Here is a 19,405-nt window from a genome sequence, read left to right on the forward strand (position 1 = left end):
GGCGGGCCCCCTTCTCTTGCGTGCTACGCCCAGGTCAGCAACCGCTTGGGCCGCTCCAGGATCGCCGCCACATCGGCGAGCACCTTGGAGCCCAGCTCCCCGTCCACCAGGCGGTGGTCGAAGGAGAGCGCCAGCGTGGTCACCTGACGCGGCTTCACCTTGCCCTTGTGGACCCACGGCTGGAGCTTGATCGAGCCGACCGCGAGGATCGCGGACTCGCCGGGGTTCAGGATCGGCGTGCCCGTGTCGACGCCGAAGACGCCGACGTTCGTGATCGTGACCGTGCCGCCCTGCATGGCACCGGGCGACGTCTTGCCCGAGCGCGCCGTCGACACCAACTCGCCGAGCGCCTCGGCCAGTTCGGGCAGGGTCTTGGTGTGCGCGTCCTTGATGTTCGGCACGATCAGACCGCGCGGGGTGGCGGCGGCGATGCCGAGGTTCACGTAGTGCTTCTGGACGATCTCCTGGTTGGCCTCGTCCCAGGCGGCGTTGACCTCGGGATGGCGCCTGATCGCCACCAGCAGGGCCTTGGAGATGAGCAGCAGCGGATTGACCCGCAGCCCCTCGAACGCCTTGTCCTGCTTCAGCTCCTCGACCAGCCGCATCGTGCGCGTCACGTCGACCGTCACGAACTCCGTGACGTGCGGGGCGCTGAACGCCGAACCGACCATCGCCTGCGCGGTCGCCTTGCGGACGCCCTTGACGGGGATACGGGTCTCGCGGGCGTCGGCGCCCGCCACGGGGGCCGGTGCCTGCCCCTGGGGCTGCGCGGGGGCGGCCTGCTGTGCCTGTGCCTGTGCCGGTGCCTGTACCGGTGTCGGCTGCGGTGCGGCGGCCTCGGCGGGGGCCGTCACCACCGCCGCCGCGTGCACGTCCTCGCGCGTGATGATCCCGTCGGGTCCGGACGGGGTGACCGTCGCGAGGTCCACGCCGAGGTCCTTGGCGAGCTTGCGGACGGGCGGCTTGGCCAGCGGGCGGGCGCCGTGGCCGTTCACGCTGCCGTTCTGCGGAGCCACCGGGGCCGGCACCGGCGCCGGCTCCTGCTCCGCGACGGCGGCCTGCTCCACGACGGCGCCCTTGCGGGCCCGCCGCTTCGTCGAGGCCTCGGCCACGCCGTACCCCACGAGCACGGGAGTCCTGCCCTCCGCGACCGGGGCCCCGGAGACCACGGCCTCGGCGGGCACGGCCTCCGGCGCCGCGGCCGGGGCGGGCGCCGCCGGGGTGCCCGCTCCGCCGGACACGTCCACGGTGATGATCACCTGGCCGACGTCGACCGTCGTGCCCTCGGGGAAGCGCAGCTCGGCCACGACGCCGTTGAACGGAATGGGGAGTTCGACCGCGGCCTTGGCCGTCTCGACCTCGCACACGACCTGGCCGTCGGTGACGGTGTCACCCGGCGCCACGTACCACTTGAGGATCTCGGCCTCGGTGAGTCCCTCGCCCACGTCGGGCATCTTGAACTCGGCCAGAGCGGTGTCTGTCATCGTCGTCACGACCCTCTCCCTCAGTACGCCAGCGAGCGGTCGACGGCGTCGAGCACCCGGTCGAGACCCGGCAGGTACTCCTCCTCGAGGCGGGCCGGCGGGTACGGGGCGTGATAGCCGCCGACCCGCAGCACCGGGGCCTCCAGGTGGTAGAAGCACCGCTCGGTGACGCGCGCCGCAATCTCCGCGCCCGTGCCCAGGAAGACCGGGGCCTCATGGACGACGACGAGCCGCCGCGTCTTCTCCACCGAGGCCTGCACGGCGTCGAAGTCGATCGGCGACATGGAGCGCAGGTCCAGGACCTCCAGGGACTTGCCCTCCTCCGCGGCGGCCGCGGCCGCCTCCAGACAGACCTTCACCATCGGCCCGTACGCCACGAGGGTCAGGTCGCTGCCCTCGCGGGCGACGAAGGCCTTGTGCAGGGGCCCGGGGAAGGCCTCCTTGTCGACCTCGCCCTTGTCCCAGTACCGCCGCTTGGGCTCGAAGAAGATCACCGGGTCGTCGCTCTGGATGGCCTGCTGCATCATCCAGTAGGCGTCCGCGGAATTCGACGGGGAGACCACCTTCAGGCCCGCCACGTGCGCGAACAGCGCCTCGGGGGACTCGCTGTGGTGCTCGACGGCGCCGATGCCGCCGCCGTACGGAATGCGGATGACGACCGGCATCTTGATCTTGCCGAGCGCGCGGGCGTGCATCTTCGCGAGCTGCGTGACGATCTGGTCGTACGCCGGGAAGACGAAGCCGTCGAACTGGATCTCCACCACGGGGCGGTATCCGCGCAGGGCCAGCCCGATGGCGGTGCCGACGATGCCCGACTCGGCGAGCGGGGTGTCGATGACCCGCTCCTCGCCGAAGTCCTTCTGCAGCCCGTCCGTCACCCGGAAGACACCGCCGAGCTTGCCGACGTCCTCGCCCATGACGAGGACCTTGGGGTCGTTCTCCAGCGCCGTGCGCAGCGATTCGTTGATCGCCTTGGCGATGGGCAGTTTCTGGACAGCCATGGTTACTTGACCTCCCCGGCCGCGGGGCCGTCCGCGAACGACGCCTGGTAGGCGGCGAACTGGGCGCGCTCCTCGTCCACGAGCGCGTGCCCGTCCGCGTACGCGTTCTCGAAGATCGCCATCAGATCGGGATCCGGCATCGCCCGCACCACCTCTCGCACTCGCTTGCCCAACGCTTCGCTCTCGTCGTCGAGTTCCGCGAAAAATCCCTCATCCGCGTGACCTTCGGACTCCAGGTAGGCCCGCAGCCGCAGGATCGGGTCCTTGGCCTCCCAGGCCACCCGCTCCTGGTCGTCGCGGTACTTGCTCGGGTCGTCGGAGGTGGTGTGCGCGCCCATGCGGTACGTGAACGCCTCGATCAGCGCCGGGCCCTCGCCCGCGCGGGCCCGCTCCAGCGCCCACTTGGTGACGGCGAGCACGGCGAGCACGTCGTTGCCGTCGACCCGCACACCGGGGAAGCCGTAGCCCTGCGCGCGCTGGTAGAGCGGCACGCGCGTCTGGCGCTCGGTGGGCTCGGAGATCGCCCACTGGTTGTTCTGGCAGAAGAACACGACCGGGGCGTTGTAGACCGCGGAGAAGGTGAACGACTCGGCCACGTCGCCCTGGCTGGAGGCGCCGTCACCGAAGTACGCGATCACGGCCGAGTCGGCACCGTCCTTGGCCACGCCCATGGCGTAGCCGGTGGCGTGCAGCGTCTGCGAGCCGATGACGATCGTGTACAGGTGGAAGTTGTTGCTGTTGGGGTCCCAGCCGCCGTTGTTCACGCCGCGGAACATGCCGAGCAGGTTCGTCGGGTCGACCCCGCGACACCAGGCGACGCCGTGCTCGCGGTACGTGGGGAACACGTAGTCGTCGTCACGGGTGGCCCGGCCCGAGCCGATCTGGGCGGCCTCCTGGCCGAGCAGCGAGGCCCACAGGCCCAGCTCGCCCTGGCGCTGCAGATTGGTGGCCTCGGCGTCGAAGCGACGGGTGAGGACCATGTCGCGGTACAGGCCGCGCAGCTCCTCGCCGGTGATGTCGGCGACGTACGCGTCGTACACGGCGTTCTCGGCGCTCCTGACGCGCTTGCCCTCGGGCGTCAGCAGCTGTACGAGCTCGGGCTCCGTGCTTTTCTGCGGCGCGGCCTTCTTGGCGCTCGCGCGCTTGGCGGCGCCGGTACTGCTGCGGCGCGGTTTGCGCGCGGCGGTGCTCTCCACGGTCACGTGTGCTCCTCCGTCGGTCCGGCTCCCGGGATTACCGGGTGAGCCAGTACGGCTCGCCTGGTCCGCCCGCGCACGGGGTGGGTGCGGCTCGGCCGGGAACAGGCGTGACAGGTGCCCCGGCGAGCGCCCTGCACAATGCACGTTACCCAGTGCTTCCCAATTCTGTGAAACCCCATCTGACCTGCGAATTTGCTTGGATTTCCAAGTAAACGACCATGCGTCGACTGCTGGGAAATCCGAGTACTTCGAGAAAAGCGGGAACACATCCTGGTCACAGCACTGATCACAGCCTGGCAGGGGGCCGGAACACGGGCACGTTATCCCGGCCACCCCGGGCTCGGGAAGGGCCGCACGAGAAGGGTTCCTCCCGGGCATCAAAAGTGATCGTGTGTGAGACTGGCTCCGTGCGCGAAGACGGAAAAATTACGGTTTTCCTCCTCGACGACCATGAGGTGGTCCGGCGTGGAGTCCATGAGCTGCTCTCCGTGGAGTCCGACATCGAGGTGGTCGGCGAGGCCGGCACAGCGGCGGACGCCCTGGTCAGGATCCCCGCGACCCGGCCCGACGTGGCCGTGCTCGACGTACGCCTGCCCGACGGCAGCGGGGTCGAGGTGTGCCGCGAGATCCGCTCGCAGAACGAGGACATCAAGTGCCTGATGCTCACCTCCTTCGCCGATGACGAGGCCCTCTTCGACGCGATCATGGCCGGTGCGTCCGGTTACGTCCTCAAGGCCATCCGCGGCAACGAACTGCTCACCGCCGTGCGCGACGTCGCCGCCGGCCGGTCCCTGCTCGACCCGGTCGCCACGGCCCGGGTCCTCGAGCGGCTGCGCGACGGCAACAACACCAAGGGTGACGACCGGCTCGCCGGCCTCACCGACCAGGAGCGCAAGATCCTCGACCTGATCGGCGAGGGCCTGACCAACCGCGTCATCGGCGAGCGGCTCCACCTGGCCGAGAAGACGATCAAGAACTACGTCTCCAGCCTGCTCTCCAAGCTGGGCATGGAGCGCCGCTCGCAGGCCGCCGCGTACGTGGCGCGCATGCAGGCGGAGAAGCAGCACTGACGGGACTTACGTCCCGTTTCAAGGGGGCGGGGGCCTCTTTTATGAGCCCTGGCCCCTGGACGAAGGTGGGGCCATGCCCTCCGACGTCCCCGCTGCCACTGATGCCGCCGACTCCGCCGACGACCAGCTCGCCTTCGAGCTGCTCCGCCGTACGGACCACGGCCGGGTGGCGACCAGCATGCGCGCGCTGCCCTTCCTCGCGGTGGCCCGCCACATCGTCGTCGGCGGCGGCATCCTGCTGCGCATGCACCAGGGATACGGCTACCACCAGGCCTGCGCCGGCAGCGTCGTCGCCTACGGCGCGGACAACGCCGACACGGCGGGCGCCCACGAGGACCGGTGGAGCGTGCAGTGCGTCGGCGTCTGCGAGGCGGTCGAGCCGACCAACGCCGAGCTGGAGCTGTTCGGGCCGGCCCCGCACTTCGCGGACGGCGAGCTGTTCGACCCGGTCTACCTGCGGATACAGCCGCAGGTGACCCAGGTCCACACCCTCAGCACGGGCCGGGTCCGCGGCACGGGCCGCGCCCCCAGCCCGCAGCGCGTCCGCTGAGCCGCCGGATCAGACGCGGGGAGCCCCCGGATCAGACGCCCGGGTCCTCGCCGGTGCCGCCCTGGTCACCCTCGCCCTCGGTCGGGTCCGTGGTGACCGGCGGATCGTCGGTCGGGTCCGTCGTGGGGTCGGTCGTCGGGTCCGTCGTCGGATCCGTCGTGGGGTCGGTCGTCGGGTCCGTGGTGGGCCGCGTCGGGTTGCCGGTCGGCCGGGTGGGGCCGGTCGGCTGGTTCGTCTGCGGGGGGTAGTCCGTCTGGCCCCCGGTGCCCCCGCCGGGCTCCGTCGCCCCGCTCGTCTCGCCCTTGTCCGGGCTCTTGCTGGGCTTCTTCTCCTGCGACTGCTTCGTCGTGGGAGTCGTCGGGGGCTTTTCCTTGTGCTTCGTGTCGCTGTTGAAGTTCAGCGCGACGGCGACGCCCACCGCGATCGCGATGACCGCGAGGACGGCGACGATCCACATCCTGCCCCGGCCGCCCTTGCCGCCGCGCTGCCCGCCCTCGAAGCCGCCGTCGTCGCCGCCCGGCGGACGCAGCATCGGGCCCGGGATCTGCGCGGTCCCGGAGTCGGGGTGCCCCATGGCGCCCGAACCGGCGACGCCCATCGCCGGGGTGCCGCCGCCCTCGTGCGTCTCGACGGGCCCGGTGTTCCACGTGCCCGTGTGGCTGCCCTGCTCGTGCAGCATCTGGAGCCCGTACTGGACCAGGCCGCGCATCTCCTCGGCGGTCTGGAACCGGTCGTCCGGGTCCTTGGCGAGGGAGCGCATGACGAGCCCGTCCAGCTCCGGCGGCGCGTCCGAGACCTGGGAGGGCGGCACGGCCGTGTCCTGGACGTGCTGGTAGACCACCGACAGCGGCGTCTCGCCGGTGAACGGGGGCCGCAGCGCGAGGAGTTCGTAGAGCAGACAGCCGGTCGCGTACAGGTCGGAGCGGTGGTCGACGGCCTTGCCGAGCGCCTGCTCGGGCGACAGGTACTGGGGCGTGCCCATGACCATGCCGGTCTGCGTCATCGTCGACTGCGCGCCGTGCAGGGCGCGCGCGATGCCGAAGTCCATCACCTTCACCGCGCCGGTGTTGGTGATGATCACGTTCGCGGGCTTGATGTCACGGTGCACGATGCCGTGCTGGTGCGAGTACGCGAGCGCTTCCAGCACCCCGGAGACGATGATGAGCGCCTGCTCGGGACCCGGCGCCTCCGCGTTGAGCAGCAGATCGCGGATCGTGTGACCCTCGACGATCTCCATGACGATGTACGGGACGACGCTCGGCCCGACGACGTCTTCACCGGAGTCGTACACGGCCACCACGGCGTGGTGGTTGAGGCCCGCCACCGACTGGGCCTCACGCGTGAAGCGGGCCTTGGAGACGGGGTCCTCGGCGAGGTCGGAGCGGAGCAGCTTGACCGCCACCGTGCGGCCCAGACGTACGTCCTCGGCGGCGAACACCTCGGCCATGCCGCCCCGGCCGAGCCGGTGCGTGAGCCGATAGCGGCCGTCTCCGACGAGCCCGCCATTGCCCCACAACTCAGGCGCGTCTGACATTCCGCCGCCAGTCGCGTCGGGGTCGGACGGGCCCTGAGCGCGCTGCGTCTGTGCCATCAGTCCTCGCCGTCGTTTCTGGTCGTGGTACTTGGTGCTGAGCACGCCGTCGCACGGGTACTCCGACGGGCCACGCTACAGCCTTCACGCCACCTGCCGGTTCGACGTGGACCGGACATAAAAGCGTTCACGGGTCCTCACGCGCAAACTTGTAACGCTTCCGAGACGCTTCTTGCGCGTACGGTCACGGAACGGGCACCGAGCTTGACGCGTCATCGTCCTCGGGCAGACTTGGCCAGGAATAGCGGGTAATCGATCACCAGCCGCGGAGCCGTCCGGCCACCGCGCCGATGGGGGACGCACGAGATGAGCAGCCAGGACGGCGCACAGGGGCGGTACGCGGGGCGTTCGCTGGCCGGTGGCCGCTACCAACTGCGCGATCTGCTCGGCGAAGGCGGCATGGCGTCGGTCCACCTCGCGTACGACGCCGTTCTCGATCGCCAAGTCGCGATCAAGACGCTCCACACCGAGCTGGGGCGCGAGCAGTCCTTCCGCGAGCGCTTCCGCCGCGAGGCCCAGTCGGTGGCGAAGCTCACGCACACCAACATCGTGTCGGTCTTCGACACCGGCGAGGACGAGCTCGACGGCACGACGATGCCGTACATCGTCATGGAGTACGTCGAGGGCAAGCCGCTCGGTTCCGTGCTCGACGCGTCCGTCACGCAGTACGGCGCGATGCCGACCGGCCAGGCGCTGAAGATCACCGCCGATGTGCTCGCGGCGCTGGAGATCAGCCACGAGATGGGCCTGGTGCACCGCGACATCAAGCCGGGCAACGTCATGATGACCAAGCGCGACGTCGTCAAGGTCATGGACTTCGGCATCGCCCGCGCCATGCAGTCCGGCGTCACCTCGATGACCCAGACCGGCATGGTCGTCGGCACCCCGCAGTACCTCTCGCCCGAGCAGGCCCTCGGCCGCGGCGTCGACGCGCGCTCCGACCTGTACTCGGTCGGCATCATGCTCTTCCAACTGGTCACCGGGCGCCTGCCGTTCGAGGCGGACTCGCCGCTGGCGATCGCGTACGCGCACGTCCAGGAGGAGCCCGTCGCTCCGTCCTCGATCAACCGTTCGCTGCCGCCGGCGGTCGACGCGATCGTCGCCCGCGCGCTGAAGAAGAACCCGAACGAGCGCTTCCCGACCGCAGACGCGATGCGCGACGAGTGCCTGCGCGTGGCCCAGTCCCTCCAGGCGGCGGCCCCCAGCATCGTGCCGGGCGCGCCGACGGCGAGCGGCGCGGGCGTCAGCTCGGCGGTCTTCCCGCCGGTCGACTCCTCGCTCCCGCAGCAGAGCAGCGGTGTGCAGACGCCGTACCAGCCGGGCCCCTACGCCCCCTCGACCCCCGCGCCGACCCCGGGCTACGGCTACCCGCCGCAGCAGCAGGGCTACGGCTACCCCCAGCAGCAGGGCGCGCACACCCCGCCCCCCTACAACCTCTCCCCGCAGCCGGTCACGGCGGCCACCGGGGGCCCCGGCGGCGGCAAGCGGCGGAACATCCCGCTGATCGTCGGCTCGATCGTCGTGGCGCTCCTCGCGATCGGCGGCCTGATCACCGCGCTCACCCTGGGCGGCGACGGCGAGAAGGAGGCGTCGGACGACAAGTCGAAGCAGCCGGTGGCGGGGCACAAGGGGCCCGAGCGCGACAACATCATCGAGGTCGAGAAGTGCAAGGAGCCGGAGACCTCGTACAACGACGAGAACAAGATCAAGGTCCCTGACTTCACCTTCAAGGACTGGAAGTCGGTGCTGTCCTGTCTGCAGGCGGCCGGGTGGAGCTACGACAAGCGCTCGATCGACGAGAACGCCTACGGTGAGGACACCGTGATGCGGCAGACCCCGAAGGAGGGCTCGGACGTGGACCCGAAGAACGTGGACATCCAGTTCGACGTCTCCACGGGCAACCCGGCCTGAGCCGATCCTCTGATCCGATACGACGAGGGCCCGGTACGCGTGTCGCGTACCGGGCCCTCGTCACGTACTGGCCGCGCCCCTAGAGGCCCCTAGAGATACGGGCCCCCCGTGCGGCCCGCGATGCCGCCCTCTTCCTCGTCGTCGCCGCCCATGCCCGGCGGCAGCGCCCGGCGCATGGATTCCAGCTGGGCCCGCGCCGCCATCTGCTGGGCGAACAGCGTCGTCTGGATCCCGTGGAAGAGGCCTTCGAGCCAGCCGACCAGCTGGGCCTGGGCGATGCGCAGTTCGGCGTCGCTCGGCGTCGCCTCCTCCGTGAAGGGCAGGGAGAGCCGCTCCAACTCCTCGACCAGCTCGGGCGCCAGACCGTCCTCCAGCTCCTTGACCGAGCTGGCGTGGATCTCCTTCAGCCGCACTCGGCTCGCCTCGTCGAGAGGAGCCGCCCGCACCTCCTCAAGCAGCTGCTTGATCATGCTGCCGATGCGCATGACCTTGGCCGGTTGTTCGACCATCTCCGTCACCGGAACCTCGCGGGATTCGTCGTCTCCGCCACCACCGAGAGCCATTCCGTCCTGGCCAACGACCAGGACCTGGGGGCTTTCCGGCGACCGTTCGTTCCTCGGCATCTCCATGCCGTCATTGTCTCGCACCCGTACATCACACGTCGGTGGTGCCCCCATACGGCGGTGATCCACCCTCGCGAACCCCTCGGGCACCACCCCTTCGGCCACCCCCTCCGCCGCCGCTCAGTCACGCCGCAGCCGCAGGCCGAGGAAACCGAGGCCGAGGCCGATCAGGACCAGGCCGCCGCCGAGCGGCAGCACCCGGGGCCCGGGCAGCACGGACTCCGTGGAGGTCGGCTCCTTCGGGTCGCTCATGCCGTCCCGGAGGGTCACCGACACCCGTTCGGGTCGCGGCGGGGATACGTCCGGCGGCGGCGAGGGCGGTGCCGGCGGATCGGGGATGGGCGCATCGGCACGCCCCGGCCGCGCGCGGCCCTCACCAGGACGGCTGCCGGCCCGGGGCGTCTCGTCGACGCTGGTGACGGGGCCCCGGGGCCCGGCTTCCGCCGCGTACGACACGGGCCCGGACGGAACCGACCCGAGGGACGCGGCCGACCCGAGGGACGCGACCGTCCCGAGGACGGTGAGCAGCGTCGTCACGAGGACCCCACGCAGAGCCAGCCACGAAACAGTCACCGCGCCGGTCGCCTCCCGCAGTCGGGACACCCAAGGTCAAGAGGAACATCACGCCAGGCACAACACTCACATGGCATGACCATCCCGGCACCTCGATCGCGCCCAAGAGGGTGTGACGGCTACCGCGTGAGCAGCACCTTCCCGATGTGCCCGCTCTCCTCCAGCACCCGATGCGCCTCGGCCGCGTCACTCATCGGCACCGTCCGGTCGACGATCGGCCGCACATGCCCCGCGCCGATGAGCGGCCAGACGTGCTCCCGCACCGCCGCGACGATCGACGCCTTCTCGGCCGCGGGCCGCCCCCGCAGCGAGGTGGCGGTGACGGCGGCACGCTTGTTGAGCAGCGTGGCGATGTTCAGCTCGCCCTTGACGCCGCCCTGCATGCCGATGATCGCGAGCCGCCCGTTCACCGCGAGGGCGCGCACGTTCCGGTCCAGGTACTTCGCGCCCATGTTGTCGAGGATGACGTCGGCACCGGCCCCGTCCGTGGCGCGTGCCAGCTCCTCCACGAAGTCCTGCTCGCGGTAGTTGATGAGGATGTCGGCGCCCAGCTCCTGGCAGTACGCCAGCTTCTCCTTGCTGCCCGCCGTGACGGCGACCTTCGCGCCGACCGCCTTGCCCAGCTGGATCGCCATGGTGCCGATGCCGCTGGAACCGCCGTGCGTGAGCAGCGTCTCACCGGGCCGCAGGTGGGAAATCATGAACACGTTGGACCAGACGGTCGCGGTCACCTCGGGCAGCGCGGCCGCCGTCACGAGGTCGACGCCCTCGGGCACGGGGAGCAGCTGCCCGGCCGGGACGACGACCTGCTCGGCGTAACCGCCGCCGGAGAGCAGGGCGCACACCTCGTCGCCGACCGCCCAGCCGGAGACGCCGGGACCAAGGGCGGTGATCCGGCCCGCGCACTCCAGACCGGGGTAGGGGGACGCGCCGGGCGGCGGGTTGTAGAAGCCCTGGCGCTGGAGCAGATCGGCGCGGTTGACGGCGCTCGCCACCACCTCGACCAGCACCTCGCCCTCGCCGGGCACGGGATCGGGCACCTCGGCCCACACGAGCGCTTCGGGGCCGCCGGGTTCGGGGATCGTGATCGCATACATGCGGCCGAGGCTACTCCCGCCGCCCCCCACACCAAGGAAACCCCACGGGCGTGCACCCCTCGACGGACAGCCACGGGCGCCCCACCAGGGGCGCGGGGAACTGCGCGACAAGCCACAACACACAGCCACGAGAACAGCGACCTCACCCCCCGGCGGCACCCCGACCCCCGGCACACGGCCCGGAGCCGCCCCCGCCCCCGCCCCGGGGCGAACCCCCAAGGCCCCCAGGCCAGATCAATCCGCCGGCAACGGCCTCGCGTCGGGCGCGACCACCGACGCGGGCGACGCCCGGACAATCGTGATCAGCCGGTCCGTCAACTCCAGCTTCCCGACGGCCGGATCGTCGTACCCCAGCACCCGATGCCCGCGTACGACACTCACCACGAGGTCATCCGTCTCCCGCACTCCCCGCCCCACCTCGGCCTTTATCACCGGCCGCTCGACGAGATCGAGCCCGGTGCCCTGCTGGATCAGGTCCTCCATGACCATGCCCGCGCTCGGGCTCAGCACGGAGAGCCCGAGCAGCCGTCCCGCCGCGCTCGCACTGGTGATCACCGCGTCGGCGCCGGACTGCCGCAGCAGCGGCGCGTTCTCCTCCTCGCGCACCGCCGCCACGATCTTCGCCCCGCGGTTCAACTGCCGCGCGGTGAGCGCGACCAGCACCGCCGTGTCGTCGCGCTGCGTCGCGATGATGATCTGCCGGGCCCGCTGGACCTCCGCCCGCAACAGCACATCACTGCGGGTCGCGTCACCGATGACACCCGCGTACCCCTCGGCCGTCGCCGCCTCGATGGCCTTAGCGCTGGGATCGACCACCACGATCTGCTCCGGTTTCAGACCGGTGGCGCAGACGGTCTGGATCGCCGAACGGCCCTTGGTGCCGAAGCCGACGACGACAGTGTGTTCACGCAAGTTGGACCTCCAGCGGGACAGACGCCATTCCTCGCGCGTACGTTCCGTGAGCACTTCGAGGGTCGTACCGACCAGGATGATCAGAAAGAGCACGCGCAACGGCGTGATCAGGAGGATGTTGGTGAGCCGCGCGCTGTCGCTGTACGGGACGATGTCGCCGTACCCGGTGGTGGAGAGCGTCACGGTGGCGTAGTACGCGGCGTCGAGGAAGTCGACGCGCTCATCCGAGTTGTCGTGGTAGCCGCTCCGGTCGATCCACACCAGGAACGTCGTCAGGGCGAGCACCAGCAACGCCATCGCCAGCCGCCGGGTGACCTGGCGCAACGGCCGTTCGACCACCCGCTGGGGCAGCTTGATCCGGTGGGTCACATGGTGTTCGTCGGGCTGGCGGGCGATCACGTCGTGGCCGGGAAGTTTCACGTGAAACACACCCCGCCGTCGGTCGAACGCCAGGGCAGGTCCAGGATCTCCAACACCTGACCCTCGCGTGCCCCGCCGGGCGGCACCACCGCGAGCCCGTCGGCCGCCGCGATGCCCCGCAGCATCGCCGGGCCGTTGAACCGCAGCGGCACGGCGTGCTCGGCGCGCAGGGTGACGGGGACGAGGCGGGTGTCGTGCGGGTGCCCTTGCACGTCCTCGCGTACGGGCGCGGTGTACGCGACATGCGAGGCGGCGGGCGAGGCGTGTGGGGCGTACGTGGTGGCGGCCCCGGACCCGCGTCCGGTGAGCGTACGCAGCAGGGGTTCGGCCAGCGTGAGCAGGCCGGAGATGGCGGCGAGCGGATTGCCCGGCAGCCCCACGAGATGCCGGCCGGGCCGGATCCGGGCCAGCAGCATCGGGTGCCCGGGCCGTACGGCGACACCGTCCACGAGCAGTTCGGCGCCGATGCGGCGCAGCGTGGGGTGGACGTGGTCGACAGGGCCCGCCGCCGTGCCGCCGGTGGTGACGATCAGGTCGGCGGCGGAGTCGGTGAGCGCGGCGTGCAGCGCGTCGGCGTCGTCGCCCAGCCGCCGCACGCCGGTGACCTCGGCGCCGAGCGCGCGCAGCCAGGACGGCAGCATCGGGCCGAGCGCGTCCCGGATGAGGCCCTCGCGGGGCAGGCCCTCGGTCAGCAGCTCATCACCGAGTACGAGGATGTCGACCCGGGGCCGACGCAGCGCGGCGAGTGTGTCGTACCCCGCCGCCGCGGCCAGACCGAGGACGGCGGGCGTGACCAGGGAGCCGGCCGGCAGCAGCTGGTCGCCGGAACGGCACTCCTGGCCGCGCGGCCGGATGTCCTGGCCCTGCACCACCTCGCGCAGGGCGTGCAGCCTGCCCCTGGCGTCCAGTCGGCCGTGTTCCGAGCGCACCACGGCGGTGGCCTCCCGCGGGATGCGGGCACCCGTCGCGATCCGGACCGCCTCACCGTCCCCGAGGGTCTCGGGCCCCTCGTGCCCGGCGAGGACCTTGTCCTCCCGTACGCCCCAGGGGCCCGGCCCCGCGACGGCCCAGCCGTCCATGGCGGAGGTGTCGAAGGACGGCAGGTCGGTGAGGGCGGTGAGCGGGGCGGCCAGGGTCAGCCCGAGCGCCTGGTCCAGGGGGACGGCCACGGGCTCGCCTCCCGTCCGGGGCACGGCCTGCGCGGCACGTGCGCGGGCGGCGGGCCATGAGGTGACGCCGACGTGCGCGGCCCCGCCCTCTGGGGCCTGCCCCCACGTGCCGGGGCGCGTGTGGGGCGGGGCGGACGGAGGCGTGGGCGGGGAGACGGGGGAGGCCGCGGACGGCGTAGAGACCGAGGACGCCGGGGACGCCGGGGACGCCGAGTGGGGCACGGCTCTGCGGCCGTCCCGGCACTCGTTCACCAGGGCAAGCGCCTCGTCGAGGTCGGCGTCCGGAGCGGGTTGCCCGGTCATCCGGCATCGGACGCGGCGTCGGGGGCGGGCGTGCCGTCGTCCTTCGCGTCCTGGCGGGCCTCCTGCGCCCAGCGTGCCGCGAGCGCCGCGGCCTTGCGCGCCGCCTCGGCCACCGCCTCGGCGCCGCCACCCGTCCCACCCGACGCGGCGGCCTGAGCCGCCGCGTAGCCGACGAGGAACGTGGTCAGCGGTGCCGCGGGCCTGGCCACGCCGTGCGCGGCGTCGCGGGCGAGGTCGAGGAGGGTGCCGGTATCGACGTCGAGTTCGATGCCGAGCTCGTCCTTGACTGCGGAAATCCATTCATCCAACACGTGCCCATGCTCCCTGATCCGCGCCCGTGCGGCGGCGATGTCGTCCCAGGTGTCGCAGTCGAAGGCGGCGACGGGGTCCGCGACCCGGGTCAGATCGAGCCGCGCGGTGAGCAGGCGCAGCGGAAGCCCGTCGAGCCCGCCACCCTCGCCCGTGTCCGCGCCGGTACCCGCGCGCGTCTGCGCGACCTCCGCGAGCCCCCGCCGCAGCGACGCGCTGCGATAGGCCGCCACGAGCGGCTGGTCACGCCCCCCGGGATCGGTGAGGAGCGCCCCGTCCGCACCACTGTCCCGCAGCGCGTCGAGCAACCGGCGCACCGTCCGCCCGTCCAGGAACGGCAGGTCGGCGGAGAGCACCAGCACCCGCTCCGCCGTCGTGCGCCGCAGCCCGGCGGCGAACGCGGCCAGCGGCCCGCCGCCCGGCGGGTCCTCGCGCGCCCACACCACGGGCCGGGCCGTCGGTCTCGGCGCGGCCACGACGACGGTGGTCCCGGCGCCGGAACAGGCGGCCAGGACCCGGTCGATCAGCGTCCGGCCGCCCACGCGCACCCCGGGTTTGTCGGCGCCGCCGAGCCGCGCGGCACCGCCGCCGGCGAGCACCACGGCGTCGTAGACGCCACCTTCGTTCGCGGTCACCCCCCGAGTATGTCCCTACGCGGGATCATCGCCACCCCGCGAACAACCCCGGGCGCAAGGGAACTTCCGCTACTTGGACGCCGCCCCCGGCATGCCATCCGGCGCGCCCGCCCGGCTCCCCCCGCCAGGTTCACACCGAGCGCAGCAGCACCACCGGCTGTTCGACGCAGTCCGCCACGTACCGCAGGAAGCCGCCCGCCGTGCCGCCGTCGCACACCCGGTGGTCGAAGGTGAGCGACAGCTGGACCACGTGCCGCACCGCCAGCTCCCCCTCGTGCACCCACGGCTTCGGCACGATCCGGCCGACGCCGAGCATGGCCGCCTCGGGGTGGTTGATGATCGGTGTGGAACCGTCCACCCCGAACACCCCGTAGTTGTTCAGCGTGAACGTCCCCCCGGTCAGCTCCCCGGGGGTCAGCCTCCCGGCCCGCCCCGCCTGCGTGAGCCGCACCAGCTCGGCGTTGATCGACTCGGTGGTGCGCGCCTGCGCGTGCCGGACGACGGGCACGACCAGGCCACGCTCCGTCTGCGCGGCGAATCCGAGGTGGATGTCGGCGAACTGCCGCACCTCCCGCGCCTCCATGTCCACGCTGGAGTTCAGCATCGGGAAGCGCGTGAGCGCGGCCACCGTGATGCGGGCGAACAGCGCGAGCAGCGACACCTTGTGGCCGTCGCCCTCCGTCGTCGCGGCGTTCATGGCGGTGCGGGCGGCGAGCAGTTCCGTCGCGTCGGCGTCGACCCAGCAGGTGGCCTCGGGTATCTCGCGCCTGCTGCGGGCCATCTTGTCCGCGACGAGGCCCCGGATGCCGGTCAGCGCGTGCCGGGACTCCCGTCCCGCGTCCGTGGGCTCCTGCCCCGCCTCGACCTGGCGCCGCGCCTGCGCGGACCCGGCGCGGACCAGCTCGTCGTCCGCGCGGACCGCCGCCGTGACGTCCGCGCCCCGACGCGCCTCGTCCGCCCCGACGGCGGCGTGCTCGGTCGTGGTGGCGGCACGCTCCGTCGTACCCGGGGCGCGCCCGGCCGTTCCGCCCCCGCCGATGGCCGCCTCGACGTCACCCCGTGTGATCAGCCCCTCCGGGCCCGAGCCCGCGAGCGCCCGCAGGTCCACCCCGTGCTCCCGCGCCAGCCTGCGCACGAGGGGGGAGATCACCGGAACCGGACCGGCCACGCGCGTGCGTCCCTGTTCCGAACGCGGCTCCTCGGACGGCGCCGCCACGGCGTGCCGGGTGGGCCGCACCCTTCTGCGGCGGGCCGGGGCGGCCGCGGTGCCGTAACCGACCAGGACGTTTCCCGAAGCCTCATCCGCGGCCGTCTGCAGGGCCCGCTCGGCGGGCTCCTCGGGTGCGGAAACCCCGGGTGCGGAGGCCTCGGGTACGGGGACCCCGGGTGCGGAGGCCTCGGCCGGCGCTCCCACCGCGACCGTCAGCAGCGGTGCCCCGACGGGCAGTTCCGCGCCCTCGGCGCCGAAGCGGGCGGTGACCACGCCTCCGTAGGGGCACGGCACCTCGACCATCGCCTTGGCCGTCTCGACCTCGACGACCGGCTGGTCCACGGCGACGACGTCCCCGACCTCGACCAGCCAGCGGACGATCTCGGCCTCTGTCAGCCCCTCGCCCAGGTCCGGCAGCTTGAACTCCAGCACCTGCGCCATCAGCTCTGCGCCTCCCACTGCAACCGCGCGACCGCGTCCAGGATCCGGTCGACGCCCGGCAGATGGTGCTTCTCCAGCATGGGCGGCGGATAGGGGACGTCGAACCCCGCGACCCGCAGCACCGGCGCCTCCAGATGGTGGAAGCAGCGCTCGGTGACCCGTGCGGCGATCTCCGCGCCGGGGCCCGCGAAACCGGTCGACTCGTGCACGACGACCGCCCGGCCCGTGCGCCGCACGGACGCGGCGACCGTCTCGTCGTCGAAGGGCACCAACGACCGCAGGTCGAGCACTTCGAGGTCCCAGCCCTCGGCGCGCGCCGCCTCGGCCGCCTCCAGGCAGACGGGCACCGACGGGCCGTACGTGATGAGCGTGGCGCTGCGGCCGGGGCGCCGCACCACCGCGCGTCCTATCGGTTCAACGGTCTGCGGCGCGTCCGGGTTCCAGTCGGCCTTGGACCAGTACAGCCGCTTCGGCTCCAGGAAGACGACCGGGTCGTCGGAGGCGATGGCGGCCCGCAGCAGGCCGTAGGCGTCGGCGACCGTGGCCGGGGTGACGACATGGAGGCCCGGGGTCGCCATGTAGTACGCCTCGGAGGAGTCGCTGTGGTGCTCGACGCCGCCGATCCCGCCGCCGTAGGGCACGCGCACGGTGAGGGGCAGCGGCATCGCGCCCCTGGTGCGGTTGCGCATCTTCGCCACATGCGACAGGAGCTGTTCGAACGCGGGGTAGGCGAAGGCGTCGAACTGCATCTCGACGACGGGCCGCAGTCCGTACATCGCCATGCCGACGGCCGTCCCGAGGATGCCCGCCTCGGCCAGCGGCGTGTCCGTACAGCGGTCCTCGCCGAACTCCTTCGTGAGCCCGTCCGTGACCCGGAAGACGCCGCCGAGCGCCCCCACGTCCTCTCCGAGGACGTGCACGGAGGAGTCCTCGGCCATGGAGTCGCGCAGCGCCCGGCCGAGCGCCTGCGCCATGGTGGCCGGTTTGGTGGCCGGCCTCGCCGCGACCGTGGTCATCGCGTCCCACCCTCCGATGCGTGCGCCTCTTCCGAGGCGGCGTCCAGCTCGGCCCGCAACTGCGCCGCCTGCTCCCGCAGTTGCGAGGTCTGCTCGGCGTACACGTGCGTGAAGAGGTCCATGGGGTCGAGCAGGGGCTCCTGGTTCATGCGCTCGCGCAGGTCGGCGGCCATGGCCTCGGCCTCCTCACCCGTCCGCCGCTTGAAGTCGTCGTCGAGAAGGCCCCGCCCTGCCAGTTCCCGCTCCAGGAGCAGGATCGGGTCGTGGCCACGCCAGGCCTCGACCTCGGCGTCCCCGCGGTAGCGCGTGGCGTCGTCGGCGTTCGTGTGGGCCTCCATCCGGTAGGTGACCGCCTCCACGAGCGTCGGGCCGCCGCCCTCACGCGCGCGGGTGACCGCTTCACCGAGGACCTCGGTCATCGCGACCGCGTCGTTGCCGTCCACCAGGCGCCCCGGCATCCCGTACCCGACGGCCTTGTGGGCCAGGGAGGGGGCGGCCGTCTGCTTGGCGAGCGGCACGGAGATCGCGAAGCCGTTGTTCTGCACGAGGAAGACCACGGGCGCCCGCCACACGGCGGCGAAGTTCAGCGCCTCGTGGAAGTCGCCCTCGCTGGTGCCGCCGTCGCCGACCATGGCGAGCGCGACGACGTCGTCCCCCTTCAGGCGGGCGGCGTGCGCGAGGCCCACGGCGTGGGGGAGCTGGGTGGCCAGGGGGGTGCACAGGGGCGCCGTGCGGTGCTCGCGCGGGTCGTATCCGGTGTGCCAGTCGCCGCGCAGCAGCGTCAGGGCGCTCACCGGGTCGAGGCCCCGGGCGACCACGGCGAGCGTGTCCCGGTAGCTCGGGAAGAGCCAGTCCCGCTCCTCTAGGGCCAGCGCGGCGGCCACCTCGCACGCTTCCTGGCCGGTGCTCGAGGGGTAGACCGCGAGCCTGCCCTGCTTCGTCAGCGCCGTCGCCTGCGTGTTGTAGCGGCGCCCGCGCACCAGCTCCGCGTAGAGGCGGCGCAGCAGCCCCGGATCGGCCTTCGCGGCGGCCTCGGTGCCGAGCACCCGGTACGGCTCCGCGTCCGGCAGCAGCGGCGCGGGGTCGGTCCTGGGCTGCCAAGCGGGGGGCGGAGTCGGCCGGTAGGCGCCCCGCTGCTCCATGACCGTCATGACGGCACCTCCTGGGGGAAGCGGTCTCCTCGTGAGGAGCTGCAAAAGAGGCGCGGTGATGTGAGGCGCCTCACCTACCGATTGTTCGGTCGCCGGCACATTTTGGCTACAGGCACCTCCAGGCTGTGGACAAACGGTTCTGCACAGCCTGGGATGGACGCAGTACGTCCATGGTAGGGAGGCGGGGGGACATGGCATCTGAACGAATGGCCGACCAGCATGCCGAGGACCGTCCGGAGCCCCGGTCCCTGGACGCCATCGACCGCGACATCCTCCAGATCCTGCACACGGACGGTCGCGCGTCGATACGGTCCGTCGCCGAGCGGGTCCACGTCTCGCGGGCCAACGCCTACGCGCGCATCAACCGCCTCATCGACGACGGCGTCATCCGGGGGTTCGGGGCGCGGATCAATCACGAGCGCGCCGGGCAGGGCGCGTCGGCGTACATCACGCTGAAGATCGTGCAGAACACCTGGCGCACGGTGCGCGAGCATCTGCGCGCGCTCCCCGGCGCCTCCCACATCGCACTGGTCAGCGGCGACTTCGACGTGCTGCTCCTGGTGCACACGCCCGACAACCGCGCGCTGCGGGAGCTGGTGCTCACCCGGCTGCAGTCCATCCCCGAGGTCCTCAGCACGCGGACGCTGCTCGTCTTCGAGGAGGACGACCTGCAGAGCGCCGAGCCGAGCACCCACCCCTGACGTCGAGCCGGAACGCCGGCCGGAGCACCGGGCCGGAGC

General features: G+C 72.1%; 17 protein-coding genes. 4 read left to right on the forward strand and 13 right to left on the reverse strand.

Annotated features, from left to right (window positions below; genetic code table 11):
• Positions 1-23 precede the first annotated feature (23 nt).
• Genes ACZ516_RS19875 through pdhA (ACZ516_RS19885) form a run of 3 tightly spaced genes read right to left on the reverse strand, consistent with a single transcriptional unit; the run spans position 24 to position 3,687 of the window.
• On the reverse strand, positions 24-1,493 hold the full coding sequence (locus ACZ516_RS19875) for a dihydrolipoamide acetyltransferase family protein (RefSeq protein WP_469011236.1): 1,470 nt from the start codon (positions 1,491-1,493) through the stop codon (positions 24-26).
• Positions 1,494-1,504: 11 nt separating this feature from the next.
• Complete coding sequence (locus ACZ516_RS19880; RefSeq protein ID WP_469011237.1) at positions 1,505-2,485, reverse strand: alpha-ketoacid dehydrogenase subunit beta; 981 nt, start codon at positions 2,483-2,485, stop codon at positions 1,505-1,507.
• A 2-nt stretch (positions 2,486-2,487) separates the two neighbouring features.
• Positions 2,488-3,687: a pyruvate dehydrogenase (acetyl-transferring) E1 component subunit alpha gene (gene pdhA, locus ACZ516_RS19885; protein WP_358586720.1), complete on the reverse strand. Its 1,200-nt coding sequence runs from the start codon at positions 3,685-3,687 to the stop codon at positions 2,488-2,490.
• Positions 3,688-4,091: 404 nt separating this feature from the next.
• Between pdhA (ACZ516_RS19885) and ACZ516_RS19890 the strand changes: the two genes are divergently transcribed.
• The gene (locus tag ACZ516_RS19890) at positions 4,092-4,754 is read left to right on the forward strand and encodes a response regulator transcription factor (protein ID WP_361081071.1); all 663 of its coding nucleotides are present in this window, start codon (positions 4,092-4,094) and stop codon (positions 4,752-4,754) included.
• A 73-nt stretch (positions 4,755-4,827) separates the two neighbouring features.
• Entirely contained in the window at positions 4,828-5,304 is a 477-nt protein-coding gene (locus tag ACZ516_RS19895; protein WP_361081073.1) for a pyridoxamine 5'-phosphate oxidase family protein, read from the forward strand.
• 31 nt (positions 5,305-5,335) lie between these two features.
• Here the strand turns inward: ACZ516_RS19895 and ACZ516_RS19900 are convergent, their stop codons facing one another.
• Positions 5,336-6,895: a protein kinase domain-containing protein gene (locus ACZ516_RS19900; RefSeq protein ID WP_469011238.1), complete on the reverse strand. Its 1,560-nt coding sequence runs from the start codon at positions 6,893-6,895 to the stop codon at positions 5,336-5,338.
• A gap of 306 nt (positions 6,896-7,201) precedes the next feature.
• Here ACZ516_RS19900 and ACZ516_RS19905 point away from each other — a divergent pair, with 306 nt between their 5' ends.
• Positions 7,202-8,806: a protein kinase domain-containing protein gene (locus tag ACZ516_RS19905; protein ID WP_469011239.1), complete on the forward strand. Its 1,605-nt coding sequence runs from the start codon at positions 7,202-7,204 to the stop codon at positions 8,804-8,806.
• Between the two features lie 89 nt (positions 8,807-8,895).
• Here ACZ516_RS19905 and ACZ516_RS19910 read toward each other — a convergent pair whose 3' ends face one another.
• The 9 genes from ACZ516_RS19910 to pdhA (ACZ516_RS19950) form a co-directional block, all read right to left on the reverse strand.
• Positions 8,896-9,435: a bacterial proteasome activator family protein gene (locus ACZ516_RS19910; protein ID WP_358586730.1), complete on the reverse strand. Its 540-nt coding sequence runs from the start codon at positions 9,433-9,435 to the stop codon at positions 8,896-8,898.
• Positions 9,436-9,549: 114 nt separating this feature from the next.
• The gene (locus ACZ516_RS19915; protein WP_469011240.1) at positions 9,550-9,966 is read right to left on the reverse strand and encodes a hypothetical protein; all 417 of its coding nucleotides are present in this window, start codon (positions 9,964-9,966) and stop codon (positions 9,550-9,552) included.
• Between the two features lie 155 nt (positions 9,967-10,121).
• Entirely contained in the window at positions 10,122-11,099 is a 978-nt protein-coding gene (locus ACZ516_RS19920) for an NAD(P)H-quinone oxidoreductase (protein WP_361081082.1), read from the reverse strand.
• 234 nt (positions 11,100-11,333) lie between these two features.
• Positions 11,334-12,440 carry a potassium channel family protein gene (locus ACZ516_RS19925; RefSeq protein WP_358586736.1) on the reverse strand — a complete coding sequence of 369 codons (1,107 nt, stop codon included), beginning with the start codon at positions 12,438-12,440 and terminating at the stop codon, positions 11,334-11,336.
• Complete coding sequence (locus ACZ516_RS19930; protein WP_469011241.1) at positions 12,428-13,903, reverse strand: molybdopterin molybdotransferase MoeA; 1,476 nt, start codon at positions 13,901-13,903, stop codon at positions 12,428-12,430. The genes ACZ516_RS19925 and ACZ516_RS19930 overlap by 13 nt, the downstream gene beginning before the upstream one ends.
• Entirely contained in the window at positions 13,900-14,847 is a 948-nt protein-coding gene (locus tag ACZ516_RS19935) for an NTP transferase domain-containing protein (RefSeq protein WP_469011242.1), read from the reverse strand. The genes ACZ516_RS19930 and ACZ516_RS19935 overlap by 4 nt, the downstream gene beginning before the upstream one ends.
• A gap of 130 nt (positions 14,848-14,977) precedes the next feature.
• Complete coding sequence (locus ACZ516_RS19940; protein ID WP_469011243.1) at positions 14,978-16,498, reverse strand: dihydrolipoamide acetyltransferase family protein; 1,521 nt, start codon at positions 16,496-16,498, stop codon at positions 14,978-14,980.
• Positions 16,498-17,514, reverse strand: coding sequence for an alpha-ketoacid dehydrogenase subunit beta (locus ACZ516_RS19945; RefSeq protein WP_358577978.1), 1,017 nt, complete (start codon positions 17,512-17,514; stop codon positions 16,498-16,500). The genes ACZ516_RS19940 and ACZ516_RS19945 overlap by 1 nt, the downstream gene beginning before the upstream one ends.
• Positions 17,511-18,665, reverse strand: coding sequence for a pyruvate dehydrogenase (acetyl-transferring) E1 component subunit alpha (pdhA, locus tag ACZ516_RS19950; RefSeq protein WP_469011244.1), 1,155 nt, complete (start codon positions 18,663-18,665; stop codon positions 17,511-17,513). The genes ACZ516_RS19945 and pdhA (ACZ516_RS19950) overlap by 4 nt, the downstream gene beginning before the upstream one ends.
• Positions 18,666-18,856: 191 nt before the next feature.
• Between pdhA (ACZ516_RS19950) and ACZ516_RS19955 the strand changes: the two genes are divergently transcribed.
• Positions 18,857-19,366, forward strand: coding sequence for an Lrp/AsnC family transcriptional regulator (locus ACZ516_RS19955; RefSeq protein ID WP_358577983.1), 510 nt, complete (start codon positions 18,857-18,859; stop codon positions 19,364-19,366).
• Positions 19,367-19,405 lie beyond the last annotated feature (39 nt).

The organism is Streptomyces sp. NPDC034037 (assembly GCF_055575715.1).